Origin of the sequence: Reichenbachiella faecimaris, from assembly GCF_900176375.1 — a bacterium.
Lineage (GTDB): Bacteria > Bacteroidota > Bacteroidia > Cytophagales > Cyclobacteriaceae > Reichenbachiella > Reichenbachiella faecimaris.
The window spans coordinates 827,763-846,969 of sequence record NZ_FWYF01000001.1 but is presented as its reverse complement, the minus strand read 5'-3'; the positions used below and the strand labels follow the sequence as shown (position 1 = coordinate 846,969).

General features: G+C 39.9%; 17 protein-coding genes. 8 read left to right on the top strand and 9 right to left on the bottom strand.

Features of this window, described 5'->3' with window-relative positions; genetic code table 11:
- Positions 1 to 45 precede the first annotated feature (45 nt).
- Both B9A58_RS03580 and B9A58_RS03575 read left to right on the top strand, forming a co-directional pair.
- Positions 46 to 756 carry a TIGR04283 family arsenosugar biosynthesis glycosyltransferase gene (locus B9A58_RS03580; RefSeq protein ID WP_084371044.1) on the top strand — a complete coding sequence of 237 codons (711 nt, stop codon included), beginning with the start codon at positions 46 to 48 and terminating at the stop codon, positions 754 to 756.
- A 116-nt stretch (positions 757 to 872) separates the two neighbouring features.
- Positions 873 to 2,159 (top strand): sensor histidine kinase, encoded by a 1,287-nt coding sequence (locus tag B9A58_RS03575; protein ID WP_084371043.1) that lies wholly within the window; start codon positions 873 to 875, stop codon positions 2,157 to 2,159.
- Here the strand turns inward: B9A58_RS03575 and B9A58_RS03570 are convergent.
- From B9A58_RS03570 to B9A58_RS03545, 6 genes are read right to left on the bottom strand one after another with little or no spacing between them, the layout of a single operon-like run.
- Positions 2,150 to 2,881: a hypothetical protein gene (locus B9A58_RS03570; protein WP_139793726.1), complete on the bottom strand. Its 732-nt coding sequence runs from the start codon at positions 2,879 to 2,881 to the stop codon at positions 2,150 to 2,152. The two genes, B9A58_RS03575 and B9A58_RS03570, sit on opposite strands and share 10 nt — an antisense overlap.
- 23 nt (positions 2,882 to 2,904) lie before the next feature.
- The gene (locus B9A58_RS03565; RefSeq protein WP_317042046.1) at positions 2,905 to 3,828 is read right to left on the bottom strand and encodes a rhomboid family protein; all 924 of its coding nucleotides are present in this window, start codon (positions 3,826 to 3,828) and stop codon (positions 2,905 to 2,907) included.
- A gap of 47 nt (positions 3,829 to 3,875) precedes the next feature.
- A complete protein-coding gene (locus B9A58_RS03560; RefSeq protein WP_084371041.1) occupies positions 3,876 to 4,205 on the bottom strand; it encodes an antibiotic biosynthesis monooxygenase family protein in 330 nt (109 codons plus the stop codon).
- Between the two features lie 2 nt (positions 4,206 to 4,207).
- Complete coding sequence (locus B9A58_RS03555; RefSeq protein ID WP_084371040.1) at positions 4,208 to 4,993, bottom strand: rhomboid family intramembrane serine protease; 786 nt, start codon at positions 4,991 to 4,993, stop codon at positions 4,208 to 4,210.
- 3 nt (positions 4,994 to 4,996) lie between these two features.
- Positions 4,997 to 6,844 carry a DNA mismatch repair endonuclease MutL gene (gene mutL / locus B9A58_RS03550; protein ID WP_084371039.1) on the bottom strand — a complete coding sequence of 616 codons (1,848 nt, stop codon included), beginning with the start codon at positions 6,842 to 6,844 and terminating at the stop codon, positions 4,997 to 4,999.
- On the bottom strand, positions 6,844 to 7,194 hold the full coding sequence (locus tag B9A58_RS03545) for a hypothetical protein (protein WP_084371038.1): 351 nt from the start codon (positions 7,192 to 7,194) through the stop codon (positions 6,844 to 6,846). Before B9A58_RS03545 ends, mutL begins: the two co-directional genes overlap by 1 nt.
- A gap of 159 nt (positions 7,195 to 7,353) precedes the next feature.
- On the opposite strand from B9A58_RS03545, the gene B9A58_RS03540 reads away from it, so the two are divergent.
- From B9A58_RS03540 to B9A58_RS03530, 3 genes are all read left to right on the top strand, one after another.
- Positions 7,354 to 10,056, top strand: a complete 2,703-nt coding sequence (locus tag B9A58_RS03540) for a serine hydrolase domain-containing protein (RefSeq protein ID WP_084371037.1) — start codon at positions 7,354 to 7,356, stop codon at positions 10,054 to 10,056.
- A gap of 88 nt (positions 10,057 to 10,144) precedes the next feature.
- Positions 10,145 to 11,290 carry an N-acetyl-alpha-D-glucosaminyl L-malate synthase BshA gene (gene bshA, locus B9A58_RS03535; RefSeq protein WP_084371036.1) on the top strand — a complete coding sequence of 382 codons (1,146 nt, stop codon included), beginning with the start codon at positions 10,145 to 10,147 and terminating at the stop codon, positions 11,288 to 11,290.
- A gap of 110 nt (positions 11,291 to 11,400) precedes the next feature.
- Complete coding sequence (locus B9A58_RS03530) at positions 11,401 to 12,009, top strand: sterol desaturase family protein (protein ID WP_084371035.1); 609 nt, start codon at positions 11,401 to 11,403, stop codon at positions 12,007 to 12,009.
- Between the two features lie 12 nt (positions 12,010 to 12,021).
- Here B9A58_RS03530 and B9A58_RS03525 read toward each other — a convergent pair whose 3' ends face one another.
- From B9A58_RS03525 to B9A58_RS20685, 3 genes are all read right to left on the bottom strand, one after another.
- Positions 12,022 to 14,829, bottom strand: coding sequence for a CHAT domain-containing protein (locus tag B9A58_RS03525; RefSeq protein ID WP_084371034.1), 2,808 nt, complete (start codon positions 14,827 to 14,829; stop codon positions 12,022 to 12,024).
- Between the two features lie 77 nt (positions 14,830 to 14,906).
- Positions 14,907 to 15,413 carry a hypothetical protein gene (locus B9A58_RS03520; RefSeq protein ID WP_139793725.1) on the bottom strand — a complete coding sequence of 169 codons (507 nt, stop codon included), beginning with the start codon at positions 15,411 to 15,413 and terminating at the stop codon, positions 14,907 to 14,909.
- A gap of 102 nt (positions 15,414 to 15,515) precedes the next feature.
- Positions 15,516 to 15,644: a hypothetical protein gene (locus B9A58_RS20685; RefSeq protein WP_262501968.1), complete on the bottom strand. Its 129-nt coding sequence runs from the start codon at positions 15,642 to 15,644 to the stop codon at positions 15,516 to 15,518.
- 114 nt (positions 15,645 to 15,758) lie between these two features.
- Here B9A58_RS20685 and B9A58_RS03515 point away from each other — a divergent pair, with 114 nt between their 5' ends.
- From B9A58_RS03515 to B9A58_RS03505, 3 genes are read left to right on the top strand one after another with little or no spacing between them, the layout of a single operon-like run.
- Positions 15,759 to 16,856, top strand: coding sequence for a vWA domain-containing protein (locus B9A58_RS03515; protein WP_084371032.1), 1,098 nt, complete (start codon positions 15,759 to 15,761; stop codon positions 16,854 to 16,856).
- Positions 16,857 to 18,389, top strand: a complete 1,533-nt coding sequence (locus B9A58_RS03510; protein ID WP_084371031.1) for a sigma 54-interacting transcriptional regulator — start codon at positions 16,857 to 16,859, stop codon at positions 18,387 to 18,389.
- Between the two features lie 40 nt (positions 18,390 to 18,429).
- Positions 18,430 to 19,152: an ABC transporter ATP-binding protein gene (locus tag B9A58_RS03505; RefSeq protein ID WP_084371030.1), complete on the top strand. Its 723-nt coding sequence runs from the start codon at positions 18,430 to 18,432 to the stop codon at positions 19,150 to 19,152.
- Positions 19,153 to 19,207: the final 55 nt, after the last annotated feature.

Here is a 19,207-nt window from a genome sequence, read left to right as displayed (position 1 = left end):
TTGTGTCAATTATGGACAGACATAAACGTCTACTATATTTGACCTATGAATATCAGCATCATCATCCCGACACTAAATGAAGCCAACTACATCTCTCAAACCATTGACAGGATTCGAGCCAATCAGTCCAAAAAATCAGATATTGAGATCATTGTCGTAGATGCAGGAAGTAGGGATGATACTGTAGGATTGGTTACCCAGAAGGTGAATCAGGTTTACGAGGATTCATCATTAGCTGGAGCTAAATATAAGTCCCTGAATCAGGGTGCCAAATTGGCCAAAGGAGCTGTTCTTCTTTTTTTGGATGCCGATACGTTTTTGCCACCAAATTTTGATAAGTATGTAGAGGAAGCACTAAGTCAGCATGGCGTGGTAGGAGGTGCCTTCGAGTTTGGTTTTGATAGAAAAGGCATAATTTATCGCATGATCCAATGGGTCAATAGAATCCGCTATCGTGTGGATAAAAGGTACTTTGGAGATCAGGGTATTTTTTGTAGCCAGAAGGTTTTTGAGCAGGTAGGAGGCTATCCAAATCAGCCCATTATGGAAGCCGCATATTTGTGTAAGGCCTTACGAAAGCTAGGGCAACTCGCTTTGATTAAGGTTCCTATCATTACTTCGACCCGTAGATTCGAGCAAGGCAATATCTTTAGCGTGTTTTTAAAGGACACTTGGATATGGATACAATTTACCCTTGGGTTAAACATCAAGAGATACGCTTTGGCTTATTGGAAAGAAAATGAAAATGGGGGATAACTTCTCTCGTTTTATTTTTGAAAGCAATTGAAAATTGTAGTACTTGTGGCCGTAAAAAATTTACTATCCGCCTGTCCCAATTTGGATGTGAATTTTCAATCAACTATGCAGAATTAATGAGTGAGGAGACGATCAAAGAAGTATTTGATATTATCGTCAATATGGAAGTCGTAAGGGCTCAGAAGGAGTTGCCCGAATATGACGAAGGAGATGCCAGCGCTTCCATAGTAGATGCACTTAATATTGTTACTGTCGCGCTAGAAGACAGACAATCCGAAATAGATAATCTTAAAGAGACCAATAAGGAACTACTACTTTCTTTGCAGGAAGTGAGTCGCTACCAGTCTGCACTGGATATTTCTTCCATTGTGAGTATTGGAGATGAGAACGGAAACATTGTTTATGTCAACGATCTATTCTGTCAACTTTCTGGGTATGAAAAGGAAGAGCTCATTGGTAAAAATCACAATATTCTAAAGTCAGATCAGCACAAAAGAATTTTCTGGGATGGCATGTGGCAGATCATCAGCCAGGGAAATATCTGGCATAACGAAATCATGAACCTCAATAAGGAAGGGATTGGATACTGGGTAGACACCACGATCGTACCTTTCTTCAATAGTAAAGGTGAAATCGTAAGCTATTTGTCCATGGGGCACGACATTACCAAAAGAAAACTACAAGAGGAGGAAGCCAAGGAGTACCATTTGCAACTCGAAAGTATCAATAAAAACCTTGAAGATTTTGCACATACCGTCTCTCATGATTTAAAATCTCCACTGAATAATGCGAAAGGTCTGGTGTCGATAATAGAAGCCTCCCTTGGTGAGGATCAGCCACCTGAGGTTAAAGAATATCTTTCCCTGCTCAATCAGACGAATGACAAAATGCGATCTTTGATTGACGGCATATTGCAATATTCTAAAGCCAGTGGTAGAGACGCCAAATTGGATAGAATCCTGCTTGAACCATTTATTAAAGAAGTGGCCAACACATTGACTGAAAAAGGCAAAGCGAAGCTGATATTCAGAAATACGCTACCTGAAATCAGCTACAACGAAACAGTATTGAAGCAAGTCATTTCAAACCTGATGAGCAATGCGATTAAGTTCAATGATAAAGATCAATGTGTGATTGAGTTTGCCAGCAGAATGGATGATCACTATTACCATATCAGCATATCAGACAACGGGCCGGGAGTTGCCAAAGAATTTCAGGAAGATATGTTCAAGCTTTTCAACAAAGTGAATAAAGATGAAACAAAGGATAGTTCTGGTGTTGGTTTAGCGACAGTGAAGAAAATCATCAATGAAGCTGGAGGCAACATTTGGGTAGATTCAGAGCTTGGTCAGGGGACTAAGTTTACATTTACCGTCAGGATAAAACCCAAGGTTCACTGGTAAAACATCACATCGTCGATCCAGAATCGACGTGTGCCGCCACCTGTCTGGTAGTCCACCCAGCCAATCATGAGCTCTTCAAAAACTGGGAAGACCCATTTTTCATCAAGATCATCAGAGACACAGCCCTGACCTTTTCCAATAACGGTTAGGTCTTCTATCAATTCATCATTTAACCAGAATTTCATCAGCTGATTATTGCCGTCAAATTGCCAGCCAATCTTCACCCATTCTTTTTCTGGTATGCCAGTGGCAGAATGCTGCCAGCAGTCTGATTTTTTCCTCTGGGTGTCGTAGTTGGCCATGAGTTTTTTGTTGTGCTGACCTCCATATCGCACTTCACTGCTGTAATCCTGATCTCTAACAGGCCCAGTCCCTTGCACCATTGTCCAATGAATGCCGTCAGGTGAGGCTTCTTCCAACCAGATATAAAATGATCCAGTTATTCTGTTGTACATAAAAGGGAATAATGGAGTTCCTTCAAGTCTTAGAAACGCCCGATTGGCGAATCCCTCCCCAGATTCAAAATAAACAGACTGTTTCCCTGAATGACTTTTGGTGGTGTCAACTTTTACGAGGCCATTCCCTGCCGTGCTCCATGGACCAAGTGGAGCAGTCCCAATATCATAAAATTCAAAGCTGTCGTGAAAGACCAAATCTCCATCCGACTTGCAACTACTGATAAACAATTGGACAATTAGGCAAAAGAGAATCTTAAATTTCAAATCTTGAATTTTGAATCCTAATCTCATCCTTTCTTGCTGGCATTGAACAGTTTCTGCTTTTCCTCTTTGCTCAGGCTTTCATAACCCGATTGGGAAATTTTGTCCAGAATTTTATCAATTTCTGCCTGATCAGCAATATTGCTGGCAGTTGATGATTTAGAAGTGTTGGTTGTCGAATAGGTTTTGGTTCTTTTCTGATTGCTGCTTACCTTCATTTTAGGTTGAGATACAAAGAAACTTTTGACAAAGCGCATCACTCCACCAACCCAAGCGCCCCAGTCTGTTCCTGATTGGAGTTGTTTGATGTACACGAATCCCATGAGCGCACCACCCAAGTGCGCAATATTACCACCAGCATTGCCTCCTACAGAACCTAAAAAGGAAATAACGATATAGAAACCTGCGATATATTTGATTTTGACAGGACCAAAAAACAATAGAAAGAAAGTATAGTTGGGCACAAGAGTGGCTGCCGCCACAGTGATGGCATAGACAGCAGCAGAAGCACCTACCATGCCATGGAAGTTTGAATTCTCTGCATAGAAGGGTACAAAATTATATACGAACAAATACAAAAGTCCTCCAGCCAGTGCACCCATGACATAAAGGTTAATCAACTTCTGATTACCTAAATACTCAACAATGAGTTTTCCAAACCAATAAAACACCAACATATTAAATAGGATATGGAAAATGCTTTGGAGGCTATGGGCAAAAGCATAGGTGATTAAGGTCCAAGGCCTCAGAATGAAATCTGCAAACAGAGGAGGAATTGAAAATTGGTCATATACGAAGTCGGATATTATCGAAAAACCGAAAATCTTACCGAATACATTGAGTACAGCCAGCACCAAAAATACCACCACATTGATGATGATAATCTGTGGTAGGGCGTTGTTGGGCCTGCGCCAGGCATCTTTAAACTCATGTAAAAAATTGTCCATCATATATACTGCAGAATTAAGCGTTTAATTTACAACTTCTGATTTATACTTCAATTACTTTCTATGGTTTCAAATTGCCCGGGAGATACTTCAATAGGTTCAGGAAACCCTTTGCCCAGTACTTTCATCTGATCAGTGTTCAGACCATCCTCATTCTGAAATCCCTCATTCACCACACGGTCAAAAGACTCCTTGCAATCCCAAACTACAATATTGACAAAATTAAATTTGTTTTCTGAGTTAATGGATTTATAGAAGGTAGAGCTTAAAAAACCAGGCTTGCTTTGAAAATACTTTACATATTCATTTCGAATATTAATTGCTATTTCTTCCCAGCCTTCTGGTACTATCAAAGAATTGATTACACTTATCGTCTTCATTCTTAATAAAAATTTCCGCGCTGTTTCTGCCAATATTTTAGAATAATAAAAGCAATGAGCATACCACTCAGATGCGTAAAGTGCGCCACGTTATCGCCTCCTGTTCTATTGATTTCAGAATAGAGTTCGTATGCGCCATAGAAAAATACAAGATACTTGGCTTTGATTGGGATAGGAGGAAACAGCAGCATCAGTTCTGTATTAGGGAAGAGCATGGCAAAGGCCAGCAGCACGCCAAATACAGCTCCAGAAGCACCAATCATTGGGATATTGCTAATGTCATTATAAATGGTGTTTACCACATCTACAGCCTGACTGGTATAGCTTGGGTTGTCATAATACTTGTCATTGAAATCTTCAATTCTGAGCATGTCGAACCTTCTGGATTTATAAGTATGGGTGTAGATATAGAAATCATCAGGATTAGGGTTGGCTATGAAGTTTTCGGTATCCTCACTCAAATTTCCTTTGCCAATCGTATCTACTACTCCATATAAAACACCAGCACCAATACCTGTAATCAAGTAGAAAGTCAGGAATCGCTTAGAACCCCAAACTCGCTCCAGCATGGGTCCAAAGACCAGGACAGCGAACATGTTACTCAGTAAGTGCCAAAATCCACCATGCAGCCACATATAGGTCACATATTGAAAAATGAAGAAATGTTCTGAGAATACATAGTGAACCCCGAAAATGGGGGCAAGATTTACATTCAGAAACGTTTCTAATGCCAAAAGCACGGCATTGATGATAAGTATATTCTTGACGATAGGTGTCAGTTGAAACATGCGCTATTGATTAAAAAATTCTGCAATTTTCTCAAGTCCCAATATAATAAATGTTGGGGTGCCGTTTGGCGTATAGTTGGGTTGGTGACAAGCAAATAGCCTGTCGATCAAAGTCCTTAACTCTATACTGTCATTTGAAATTTTTGTTTTGCTGGCTGACCTTTTTGCAATAGATCGAGCCATATTTTCTTGAGTACTCAGCGAAAGCTCTGATTTATTGAATTTGAATTGCTCCAATAATCCTTCGAAAAGTTCCTTTTCATTGATGTTTTTGATGTCAGCTGGAACACCATTGATGGCTATGGTATTTTTGCCAAATTCTTCAAACTCAAAACCCAAAGCACTGATTTCTTCTTTCAGTTCCATGACGAGAGAATAGTCTGCTGGATTCATTTCAAAGGTCACTGGAAACAAACTGCGTTGAGATGTACCTGATTTTTTATGAAGTGTTTCCAGATACTTTTCATATAGTATGCGCTCATGGGCTAATATCACATCCACGACCATCACACCTTTTTTCACCTGTTTGAGCACATACTTCTCATGCATCAAAACGGGCTTGGCATTGGACTCTTCAACTTCAAGATCAGCTGACTGCTGTGTATTTACTTCGCTTTGGAATATCATCTGGGGTGTATCCAACCCAGCCAATTCTTCTTGTCTGATTTCAGCAGGAGAAGGTCTGGACTCGTCAATGGCCTGTTCGTACATTTCGTCCCATCGTGTGCTTTTGCCTTGTTTATCCAAAGATTTAAAACTGCCATAGTTTCCCTCTGACTTAGTAGGGGCATTAAAATGAGAATTATCTATCGCCAAATTCTTGAAGTTCACGTCAGATCCAAAATCCAAACTTGGCGTCACATTGTGAGTACCCAAGGCTTGTTTGACAGCTGCTTTGATAATGCCGTAGACGCTGCGTTCATCATCAAACTTAACCTCTGTTTTGGTAGGGTGTACGTTGATGTCAATATGCACGGGATTCATTTCAATAAATAAGGCGTAAAATGGAAACTGGCCTTCCTGAATCATGCCTTCATAAGCACCCTGAACTGCATGATTGAGATAACTGCTTTTGATGAACCTGTTGTTGATAAAGAAGAACTGCTCGCCTCGAGTCTTTTTACAAAACTCAGGAGTACCAATATAGCCATGCACCTCCAGCCAGTGAGTTTCCTCCTGACAAGTAATGAGTTGCTTCTGATAATTTTTCCCAAATAGAGAAACGATTCTTTGACTCAGCTTGCCTGCTGGTAGCAGATAGATTTCTTTGTCGTTTTGGGTCAGTGAAAAGCCAATAGCTGGGTTGGATAACGCCACACGATGAAATTCATCCAGGATGTGACGCATTTCTACAGGATTACTTTTGAGAAAATTTCGTCTGGCAGGTACGTTGTAAAATAAGTTCTTAACGGCAATAGATGTACCTTGATTAGTGGAGACAGGTTGTTGTTTTTTGGTCTCTGAGGCTTCAATATGGATGAAAGTTCCGAGTTCGGCCTCACCTGTTTTAGACTTCAGTTCTACACGAGCGACAGCAGCAATGGAAGCCAATGCTTCACCACGAAAGCCCATGGTTTTAATTTTGAAAAGGTCTTCTGAAGTAGAAATTTTAGAAGTGGCGTGCCGCTCAAAGCACATGCGAGCATCAGTTTCAGACATACCTAAACCATTATCAATGACCTGAATCAGGACTTTCCCGGCATCATTGATAATCAATTCAATATGAGTCGCGCCAGCATCTACACTATTTTCAAGCAATTCTTTGACTACAGAAGCGGGTCGCTGTACTACTTCGCCTGCTGCTATTTGGTTAGCGATAGCATCCGGTAGTAGATTAATAATGTCTGGCATTAATTTTTGGATTTATTTCTTCCTTTTAGTCTAAAATAGAAATAGAGAGGAGAAAGTAATAAATAGATATAAAAGACGTCGTTGCCATAAAATACCCAACCTACAAATGTAACCAGCATAGCTGCTGCGATTAGCATTTGAACCACTGACGCTTGGCTCGACTTGCGTTCTCTTTTTCTAAAGGCAGCACTTATACTAGAGGCATATTGAGTAGAAGGATTCTCCGTGTCTTTATTGGCACGAGCAGCTTTGAGTTTCCCCTCAATCTCCTCTTTGATGGGGTCGTAGTAGCGAGGCTCGTAGTGAAACTGGCTGAATTTACTCGTACGGATTAATGAAGGGAATTTCATAAAGCAATATTCTTTATTCTCAACAAATCAAATCATAAATTACCATTGATGGAAAAAAATGGCACTCTTTATGCAAGGCGTTCGTTGGTTAATTATTATATGAATAATTTTCAGCCTAACTACTTCCATCCACCTGTAGTAATACTTTGATTATTCTGTATGCAAACTTACTTAGTTTCTATTTTATTACGGACAATTACAGGTAGAGTTGGTCTTCTTTTTTACCTGATAGGGATTAGTTTTTGCTCGTTTGGAGCAAATCGCATTTCGCCAGACCCAATAGAGAAGGATAGCCTTTTTGCTCAATGGGCGAAGAGTAAATCTACACTTCCCACACTATTTTACGAACTCATTGATTTTAATGATTTTGCGGATCGAGTGGAAGCAGAGAGCCTTATTCGTATGTATGGCATTGGAGGGGTTATTGTACCGAATGGCAATTCTGACGAAGTGAAAACATGGATAGTCAACAATCGAAAATGGCGATCAGAGCCGCTACTCCATATAGCTGCCATCCATGACATATTTGAATTGCCATTTAATGAATCATCTAATTATCCAAGCCAACTTTCAGTAGAGTGCTTTACCAATGATAGTCTGGTTTATTGGCTTGGGCAGGCTCATGCCAATGATTTGCGCGAAATGGGTTTTGGGCTAATTCAAATCAAAGAATTACCAGCTTATTATTCTCAGCATGAATTTAAGAAGGTGGCCAAATACCTAGATGGGCTGAATGCTGGAGGGATAGACTATTTCTTAACCAAGAAACCAATGGCTGTATTTTCAAAACATTCATTTTTTGATCAAAGTAAACTCAGGATTCTGGATGCCAGTCAGATTAAACCAGATGGAGTGCTAGATAAGACAACGCTCAAGAAATATAGAAAGGAAACCAAAGAAAAAAGAATTGTGCTAGGGGAGCTGGCTAATGTGGAAACTTCCGTAAAACAAATGGAGCGAGGAGTTGGAATCATGACCATGCACCAATCATCAAAACCACAAAGCTTCATCAATGCTATTTTGATTGAGGGTATTCCATCCAAGGGTTATTACAGGCATCAAGTGAGAAAATATTTTGGGTTGCTTCATCAGGTAGAGCAAGTGCTTCAAGAGCCATCAGATATTTCAACAGATTGGGATCAAATAAAAAACCTATTCAAATGTAGGGATGTCATATTAACTCAGCATTTGAATGATTTGGTGCCAATTGGCCATCTAGAAGGTTGGAAAATTCATACTATTTCTGATCAAATAGCATTTGAACAACATGTTGATAGATATCTGACAGGAATACATTGGCCACTGTCCAGTATGATTCAAGGTGTTGATTCCTTGATAAGCAAGACCTCTACTGATGCATTATTTCTTATTGATTTGACGACCCTTTCTGATTTGGTATTGGCTCGTGCATTTTGTGATTCTTTAAGTTCGCACAGGTCAGTTGTGGTGTTCCTTGAGGGAGAAGATAAAAGAATGCTGGCCGAAAATCTGAATGCCACTGTGATTTGGAATCCAGATGATTCGCATTCAAAACTAGAAATACTTGTGGAAATGGCCTTTGGCGCTCGAAGTATCTCGGGAGCATTACCAGGTTATTTTCAAGATGATTTGAGTAGAAGAGGTCTAAGTTCCCAGTCAATTGGACGATTAAAATATTTTCAAAATGATGAAAGTAAGGTGGATCGACAAATCTTGAGTCGAATAGATACATTGATAGCTCAGGCGATTCGCGAAGAGATGATGCCTGGCTGTCAGATTATGATGGTGAAGGATGGGCAGGTAGTTTACGATAAAAATTTCGGGTATTTGACTTATGACAGTTTGACCCCAGTGCAATGGGATCATGTATATGATATTGCTTCTGTTACCAAAACGGTAGCAACAGTTCCAGCACTGATGCATAGAATGCAACAAGGGAAAATGACTTTGAGTGCACATGTAGGGGATTATATCTCGAATCTGGATTCTACCAAGGCGCAACTGTCAGTGGATGATATTTTAACTCATCAATCAGGTTTGAAATCCTACATTCCCTTTTGGCGGAATGCCAAATACTTTTCTGATAGTGCTAGCTTCCTATATAAAGAACGCAAATGGCGAAGAAAATACTCCTATCATGCAATTAATTGGGGTGACTCCATACAGTCCTGGATTGCTCGTTCATCTTACAACAGTTTGTCTAACAAGGATGGCACTTACCGTTATCTATATAGTGACTTAGGCTTTATGCTCATGAAAGATCTCGTAGAGGAAAACTGTGCCTGCGATTTTGATCAATCATTAGATGAGTTGATCTATCGTCCATTAGGGATGGATTACACATTTTTCAACCCATTGAATAAAATTCCCAAGGAACAAATAGCGCCCACTGAAGAAGATAAGTATTTCCGATCTGAACTATTGCAAGGTATCGTGCACGATAAGAATGCTGCTTTATTGGGTGGTGTAAGTGGCCATGCAGGCTTGTTTTCGAATGCCAATGATTTGGCTAAGTATATGCAGATGCTGATACAAGGCGGATATTATGGTGGGGTAAGGTACTTTTCTGACTCTGTAGTTCAGATTTTTACTTCCAAAAAGAATGAAAATGATCGAAGAGCCATGGGGTGGGACAAACCTTATCAATCTGTAGGCAATGCATCTAAATATGCTTCAAAGCAGTCTTTTGGACACTCAGGTTTTACGGGTACACTGATCTGGGCTGATCCTAAATACAACTTGGTTTATATTTTCCTTTCAAATCGAATATACCCCGATCCTCAGAATTATAAACTTATAGAAAGTAATACTCGTACTAAAATCCACGACCTGATGTATGAATCGTTTTTAAACTTAGAAAAGGAATCGAACCCAGGAAGCTAATATTATGTTAGGATGTGAGTTTAGTAATGGTTAGCAACCTAATTTCGCAGCATCCAAGCCTAAACGTGAATAAAATTTTAAGCAATACATGAATATAGGAGTTGTTTGTTATCCGACTTATGGAGGATCTGGAGTAGTTGCCACTGAATTAGGCAAGGCTATGGCAGCAGAGGGGCATAAGGTTCATTTTATCACCTACTCTCAACCTACGCGACTTGATTTCTTCAACGAGAACCTATTTTACCACGAGGTAGATATCAAACCTTACCCTCTTTTTCAATATCCCCCTTATGAAATTGCCCTGGCCAGCAAAATGGTTGATGTAGCTAAAAAAGAAAAGCTAGATTTATTTCATGTGCACTATGCTGTGCCTCATGCCTCTGCTGCCTATATGGCTCGGGAGATTTTGAAAATGGAGGATTTGCATGTGCCGTTTATCACGACACTTCATGGTACTGATATAACAATTGTAGGTAAGGATGCTTCCTTAGAGCCAGTTGTGACATTTTCTATTAATCAGTCCGATGGGATCACAGCCGTGTCTAGTGATTTGAGCAAGGATACTTATGATCATTTTAAAATCACCAAAGAGATTAAAGTAATTCCTAACTTTATTGATCTCGACAGGTTTAAAAAACAAAAAAAGGATCATTTCAAAAAAGCCATTTGCCCAAATGGCGAGATGCTCATTGTACATACTTCCAACTTTAGAAAAGTGAAAAGAGTACAGGACGTAGTCAAAGTATTTAATGAAGTGAGGAAAACAGTCCCCGCCAAACTATTACTTGTTGGGGACGGGCCAGAGCGGTCGGTTATTGAAAAATTAGCAGAGCAGTCTTGCAGCATGGATGACGTGAGGTTTTTAGGCAAGTTGGAAGCCGTAGAAGAAGTTTTAAGTGTCTCCGATTTGTTTTTGATGACTTCAGAAAAAGAAAGCTTTGGTTTGGCAGCGCTGGAAGCTATGGCGTGTGAAGTACCTTTGATTTCCACTAATGCAGGCGGGTTGCCAGAGCTCAATGTGGATGGAGAAACGGGCTTTTTGTGTAATGTAGGAGACATTGAGGATATGGCTGCGAAAGCATTGCAGGTTCTTGACAAAGATAACTTGCCGCGTTTTAAAACTGCCGCACTCAAAAGAGCTAAAGAGTTCGAACTCTCCAATATTCTACCTATGTATGAAAACTTTTATCAAGAGGTAGTCTCCGAATTCAAAGAAAATATTGTTGTCAAATAATCTAGTGACATTTGTCATATTAAAATGAATTGCTTGTTATTGCATTTGTTTTAGGTTTATAGATATGTTTGCAGTTCAAAACTTGATTTAATTGTTAGTATTATTGTTTCATGGAAAACAAAGCCAAAAATTCTGGAACCGGAAGAGTTTTTAAGAATCCAATCTTAGAAAAACTAACCAGGACCCATATTTCAATGCCATTGATTGCTTTTTCAGTAGTCTCTTCCTATTTGATATATACTGGAGCCTCCGAATATGGCTTGAATGCAATCACCCTTGTTCTTTTATTTTTGGCAGGGATGTTAGCTTTCACGTTTGTAGAATACCTGATGCACAGATTTTTGTTTCACATGCCAGAAACCACGCCTGCAAGAAAGAAAGTCGTATATACCATGCATGGCGTTCATCATGATCATCCTAAGGACAGGGACAGACTGGCGATGCCCGTACCGTTAAGTCTGACTATTTCGTTTTTATTTTTCTGGTTGTTCAGATTTGCAATGGGTGAATTAGTCTGGGGGTTTCTCCCAGGATTTTTGATGGGCTATGCAGGATACCTTTGGATTCATTTCATGATTCATGCGTTTCAACCACCAAAAAATTTCTTCAAATTTTTCTGGGTGCACCACGGGATACATCACTATAAGCAGCCTGAGCGTGCGTTTGGGGTTACTACTCCCATTTGGGATTTGGTATTCCGGACGATGCCCAATAAGTGATTGGTCAATTGATCATTCTCCTATCATTACGAATGCCCCCCAGTTATAAGGGTTTTTAAATTCCTTTTTAAGTTTTAGCTGTGCTTGGTGGAAAGCCTGATGCTTTTTCATGCCTGACATCCAGTTGGTATAGAAAGCGGACATGAGCTTTTGAGTGGCCTCATCATTTACTTTCCATAGGCTCATGATCAGTGAGTTTGCTCCAGCTATTTGGAAGGCACGTTGCAATCCATACACACCTTCGCCAGCTTTGATTTCGCCCAATCCAGTTTCACATGCACTAAGCACCACCAACTCTGTATGGGTAAGATCAAGGTTGATGGCCTCGTAGGCTGTGAGAATGCCATTGTTTTGTACGGTTATGTCAGTGGAGACAGTGTCAATTAAGGACTGTCCTACATTGGCCAGTAATAGCCCAGATCTAAGCAATGGGTTGTTTTTTGCATTATCGTAATGCACCCCAAAAGACGACTCATTGCTCACCTCTTCGTCTGGTTGAAAATATCCGTGCGTGGCAATGTGCACTACTCCAGGATTATCGATCTTTTTAAGATTGTCTTCAGTAGCAGATTCCGACAGGTTTTTGGATAGTTTGAAACCATTGTTTGCAAGAAGCTTCGAGATAGACTCAATCTCTACCTGCGTGCCTGGAAGTGGGGTCACTTCGTCCGTTTGGTAGTCAGGATAGCCTAGTAAGAATGCATTTTTTGTAAGTGTGGATTTCTGTTGATTTTGGATGATATCTTTTGCATTTCCGACCATGACAATGTTGTATTTGTCAATTAGGTATTGATCATTTTGAGTTTGCAGGGTATTGATATTTACTTGATTATAGACGCCATCAGGCGAAAAGTAAATTTTGCTCTTCCCAATTATATGAGGCTCTATTGCTCCCCAAAAGTTGGCATAGGAGTGAGTGTCTTCAATTTTATGTTTAATGCTATTTCTATATCGCAGTAAGGATTTTCCTTCAAGCAAATTTCCATCTGGAATTTCAATTAAGATCGGACGTGTGGAGGTGGCATCTAGTATCAATGCCAGATAGGTGCTTTCTCCTGTAAAGTCTTGGTCATATTTATTCACCCTTATCATGTCTACAATAGCCTCTTGAGGGTTTAATTTACTTTTAAAGCCTGCAAGGTCTATTTCAACTGGAGAAGTTCCTGCGAAATTAGCAGAGCGCTCGGAGATACTTTTTTCCAATTGATTGGCTTCAGCTTCCAGCTGTTTCAAATCAATTTTTTGAGATTTTAGTTTGGCCTTTGAATAGGAATAAAGTCTGGCTAGTTGGTCTTTTTGATCTTGCCAAGCCAGATAGTCAGCTATGAGCCCCTCATTATTACTAGCTAATATTTGATTTCTTATTTTGGTGGCATTGCTTAGTAATATGCCTTTGGTATCCAGATTGTATTCGAATATTGTTTTTGTCAGCTCTGGCTTTTGTTCTAAATAAGAGATGGCAAAATTGTAAAATCGTTGAAATCGTGGAGAAGTGATATCCCAATAGTGTGTCTTTTCGGCCTCACTCATAGCAGGAAAAAAGTTGTGCAATAAAGTCATTGTTTGATCCATCACTTCTTGGTACAGGGGATAAGCCCTTTCTGGTTGATTCATTTTCCAATAAAGGATAGCCAGGCTTTCTTGCGACTCTACGTATGCTGGGTGGGTATTGTTCAGAAGTGATTTTCGAATGTCGAATGACTTGGTAAGCCAATTTTGGGCATCCTCATACTGTCCTTGGATCCTATGAAAATTACCCAAATCCATTGCGGTTTTGGCAAAGTAGATGTTGTTTTCACCCCAGCGTTTCTTGTAAACGTTCAAGGCTTCTACGAAAAGACCACGAACTTTTTCGTACCTATTCATTTGGATGTACAAAATACCGAGCTGATTAACCAGTGCTGCATATTCAGCGTTTTTGGTTTGTCGTCTGTTTTCTGCTATTTTTTTAAGTTCGAGCAGGATGGCCTCGGCTTTCTGGTACTGTTTAGCTGCCTGGTAGACAAATGCTAGATTGGCTTGAAACTTTCTGTTGTCAAATGAACGTTCCCCTTGCAATGGCTTTTTAATGGCTTGATTGGAAAGGTTATTGGCTTGTTTCATTAAATCAATGGCACGCTCATATTGACCAATGGTTTGATAGAGCATGGCCTTGTTGTTGAGGATGATAGCCTGCTGCATACTTCCATCATAATTTTCCTTTGAGAGCTCTAGTGCTTCGTCAAACATTTTTTCAGCTTTGGTGTATTCTCCCAGCAGCTGTTCTTTTTTAGCAAGATTATTCAGGTTGGCCAGATAGGCCATACTTTTAGACCCCAGCTGCTCTTCTGCTTTTGAGAGTGCTTGATTGATATATGCTGTAGCTTCAGCTATTTTTCCTTGAGTAAGATTGATTAAACCTAGGTTGGATATCACTCTAAGGTAGACAACTTCGTCTTCAAGAGACGAAGATTCCATATACTCCAAAGTCCTTTTGGTTTGGTATTCGGACATTTCGTACCTTCTGATATTGTACAAGCCTATGGCAATTTCAAGAGAATCTCTAGCCAGATCCAAAGGTGTTTTGTCCTCTTGTTCTTTAAATCCATAGAGTACCTTTGAAAAGGTTTCTCCCTTTTGTTCAATATCAAAAAAACCAGCACCTTGATTGATGGAAATGGCAAATTGGAAGTCAATAGAATCAATTGAACCTCTCATGTCAGTGCCTTTTTCGCCAATTTTGTCAGTAGCTAATTCACCTAATTGTTTTAAGAAGTTTTGTGCTTGCAACTGTGTAGCACTAATGATGAGGAAGAGCGGAAGGATTTTTTTCAGGTACATGGTGTTCAAAATAAAAAGAGTTAGCTACAAGATAGTTTGTTTCTTGTGGCTAACTCTTGTGGATATAATGTCAATGATTATTCAATAATTTCTCCACGTGATTTTAATTCATCTCCAATGAGTTTTAGGTTATTGCTCAATAACTCTTTGGTGGCAGACAGATCAGCTTTGGATGCGTCAAGTGCCTGAATGGACTTGTTGGTGTTTTTTACTGCACCTACAGATTTCATTTTTGGTTTGATACCCTTGGCGTTGCTGAGTACATCCTGACTTTTACCATTCAGTTCTGCCAGCTCCTTGGAAAGTGTACCTACAGCCTCAGTTCCTTCTTTAAGTGCTTTGTAGTTTTGTTTTAGTTTGTCTATACCAATGGTATTCATTGCTCCAGAGTAGGTTTTTACTTCATTGTCTACTGTAGTTGCACTTTCTTTCAGTGTGGCAGATTCTTTCATAATGTCGAAAGAGGACTTTTTGAAATTATCATATTCTGAGACGCCAATATCCTTGGGCTCAGCCAAGTCTTGTGCGCTAAGGGAAAAGCACAGTATTACAGTTAAAAGTGCGAATAAGTTTAAAGTTTTCATGGTTGTGTTTGTTTGTTAATATGATTATTGATAGAAAGTTAGAATTTATTGGGGACAAATAAAATTCAGAACGAAGTACTAAAAGTTAGATCAATACAGTGGTTATTTTTCCTTTTTATCTTTCTTGGGTTTTTTAGGCTTTGGCTCTAGAATCATTTTGAACGTAGTATCTCTGATAAAGAGAATAGTGTCCTGCACCAGAGTGGCGAATATGGGTCTACGTCCTGCCATTTGCGTTTGCTAATTTTTAGTTGGTAACTAGCCTCATTAAATTTATTAAAATTATACCAACATTAAGTGGTTAATCCAGTTTAATGTTACGAGTTTTAATAAGAAAAGAAGAGGATGATAGGCTACCGTTTTACTGAATTTATTCCTGAAAAAAAGGAGTCGAGCGACACCTTTGATAATCTATGGAACATTTTCAGGGAGTTGCTACTGATCACCTCTGGCGATCCAAACGAAGCTTTGAGTTGGTTGACTAATCTTGACAAACAGTACAATATCACCAGTGAAAATTATGGAATAGGAGACTTCATTGATGAGCTTAGAGAAAAAGGATATCTGGACGAAGAGCGACAAACTGGCAAACTAAAAATCACTGCAAAAACAGAAAATGATTTTCGTAAGAATGCCCTAGAGGAGATTTTTGGCAAACTAAGAAAATCAGGAAAGGGGGATCACAACACCTTCATTTCGGGTAGAGGAGAAGAAAAAGGAGCAGATATTCGAGATTTTCAATTTGGTGATTCTCCTGACAACATATCTGTAACTGATAGTTTGAGGAACGCTCAAATCAATCATGGATTTGGAGAGTTCATGCTCACTGAAGATGACCTGGAGGTAGTAGACAATGAGTACAAAACCCAAACCTCCACTGTGCTGATGATTGACATCAGTCATTCCATGATATTGTATGGCGAGGATCGAATCACACCTGCCAAGAAAGTGGCTATGGCACTTTCTGAACTTATATTAAGCAAATACAAAAAGGATACATTGGATGTCATTGTATTTGGCAATGATGCCTGGCAGATCAGTATCAAAGACCTGCCTTACTTAAGTGTGGGACCTTATCATACCAATACTGTAGCTGGACTAGAGTTGGCCATGGATATTTTGCGCAAGCGAAAAAACCAGAACAAGCAGATCTTTATGATTACTGATGGAAAGCCTACTTGCATGAAAGTAGGCATCAAGTATTATAAAAATAGCTTTGGGCTTGATCCTAAGATATTGAAAAAGACTATGAATCTGGGCGCAGCTTGCCGCAGATTAAATATTCCTATCACCACTTTTATGATTGCCTCTGATCCATACCTGAAACAATTTGTAAAGGAATTTACAGCCGTAAATAATGGCAACGCCTACTATAGTGATTTACAAGGTTTGGGTCATTTAGTGTTTGAAGATTTTAAGAAAAATAGAAGAAAGAATTTATAAATGACGAATGCATACGCAGGCCTGAGTGCCGATGAAAAATTGGCTATTACTACACTGGGTCAACTGAAAGCGGCAGGTTACGAACCGCAATCTATCAAAGACGAGTTGAGAACCAATTTAATTTCTGCCATTCAATCTGGAGACCATGTATTTGAAGGTATATGGGGATATGAGGATACAGTAATTCCCGACATTGAGCGGGCCATTCTATCCAGACACAATATCAATTTGCTGGGACTTCGTGGGCAGGCTAAGACAAGAATTGCTCGTTTGATGGTTGGTCTGTTGGACGAGTGGGTGCCTTTTGTACATGGCAGTGATTTGAATGATGATCCACTACAGCCTTTGTCCAGATATGCGATTGATTTGGTTGCGGAGAAGGGAGATGATACACCAGTCAACTGGCTGAATCGTAATGATCGCTTTACAGAGAAGCTGGCCACGCCAGATGTATCCATTGCCGATTTGATTGGGGATGTAGACCCCATCAAAGCCGCGACATTGAAATTGCCTTATTCTGATGAAAGGGTGATTCATTATGGTTTGGTGCCCCGTTCGCATCGTGGCATTTTCGTCATCAATGAGTTGCCAGATTTGCAGCCAAGGATTCAAGTGGCCCTATTTAACATTCTCCAGGAAGGAGATATTCAAATCAGAGGATTTAAGCTCAGACTGCCGTTGGATATTCAGTTTGTATTTACAGCCAATCCTGAAGATTATACCAATAGGGGAAGCATTGTAACGCCACTAAAGGATCGTCTGGGCAGCCAAATCATCACGCACTATCCAAAGACAGTAGAGACTGGTTTGAAAATCACTCAACAAGAAGCAGCTATTGCCAAAAATACTTCTGGCAACATTGTAATAAATGAATTAGCGAAGCTACTCATAGAACAAATCGCCATAGAGGCCAGGAGCAGTGAGTATGTGGATGTGAAGAGTGGTGTTTCTGCTCGATTGACGATTTCCAGTTATGAGAACCTGGTGAGTGCAGTAGAACGAAGAATGCTGAAGAACAAGGAATCTGATGGATACGTGCGAATTGCAGATTTTATTGGGATTATACCTTCTATCACTGGGAAGATTGAGTTAGTGTATGAAGGCGAACAGGAAGGGGCAGGTATAGTTGCTCAAAATTTGATTGGGAAGGCCATCAGAACTTTGTTTGTAGATTATTTCACGGATCCTGATCAAGTAAGGAAGAATCGTGAGATGAAAGATCCTTACAAGCCTATTGCTGATTGGTTTGGAGACAGCAATATGATTGATATGCTGCATGATTATTCCCAAAAGGAATATAAAAACGAATTGAAAAAAGTGCCTGGTTTGACTGAATTGGTGAAGGATCAAATCAAGGGCAACAAGGATGAAAACTTCAAACTGTTTCTGATGGAATTTGTGCTATTTGGGTTGGTGGAATACAGCTACTTAAGCAAGCATCCACTCGAAAATGGAATGAGAATAGATGATTTACTAGGGAGTATGATTTCAGGATTTACTGATCCTGGAGAAGATATTGATGATCAGCCGTAACGGAACGTGAAGTCAACCGTCCTAACAGAAATAAACGAATATGCCTGAAATAATTAAGACCACAGAAATTTCCAGAAAATATGTGATGGGTGCTGAGACCATTCACGCGCTCAAATCTATCAGTATTTCTATCAACAAAGGTGAGTATGTGGCATTTATGGGACCGTCTGGCTCTGGCAAATCTACTTTGATGAACATCATTGGCTGCTTAGACACACCCAGCTCTGGTGCTTATATCCTCAACACCCAGGATGTATCTGACCTGGATGAAAACGAGCTGGCGGAAATTCGGAATAAGGAAATTGGATTTGTCTTCCAGACTTTCAACTTATTGCCTAGATCTACAGCATTAGAAAATGTGGCCTTGCCGCTGGTGTATGCTGGAATGGGCAAATCAGATAGGGAAGAGCGAGCGCATGAAGTGCTTGAAGGAGTTGGCCTAGCAGATCGTGCACTACACAAACCCAATGAACTCTCGGGTGGTCAAAGACAACGTGTAGCCATTGCCAGAGCCCTAGTAAACAACCCTAGCATCATCCTGGCGGATGAACCTACAGGAAACCTGGATACCAAAACCTCTTATGACATCATGGAGCTTTTTGAACAGCTGCATGCGCAAGGTAATACCATCATTATGGTCACACATGAAGAAGACATTGCCCAATATGCACATCGTGTGATTCGTTTACGAGATGGCTTAATTGAGAGCGATGAAATCAATAAGGAGGTGAGGAAGGTAAAGGAAACTGTAGTGGAAGCTTGATGGATAATTGTATTTAGCTGCTGCATTTATACTTGCAGTTTTTCATTCGAAAGGG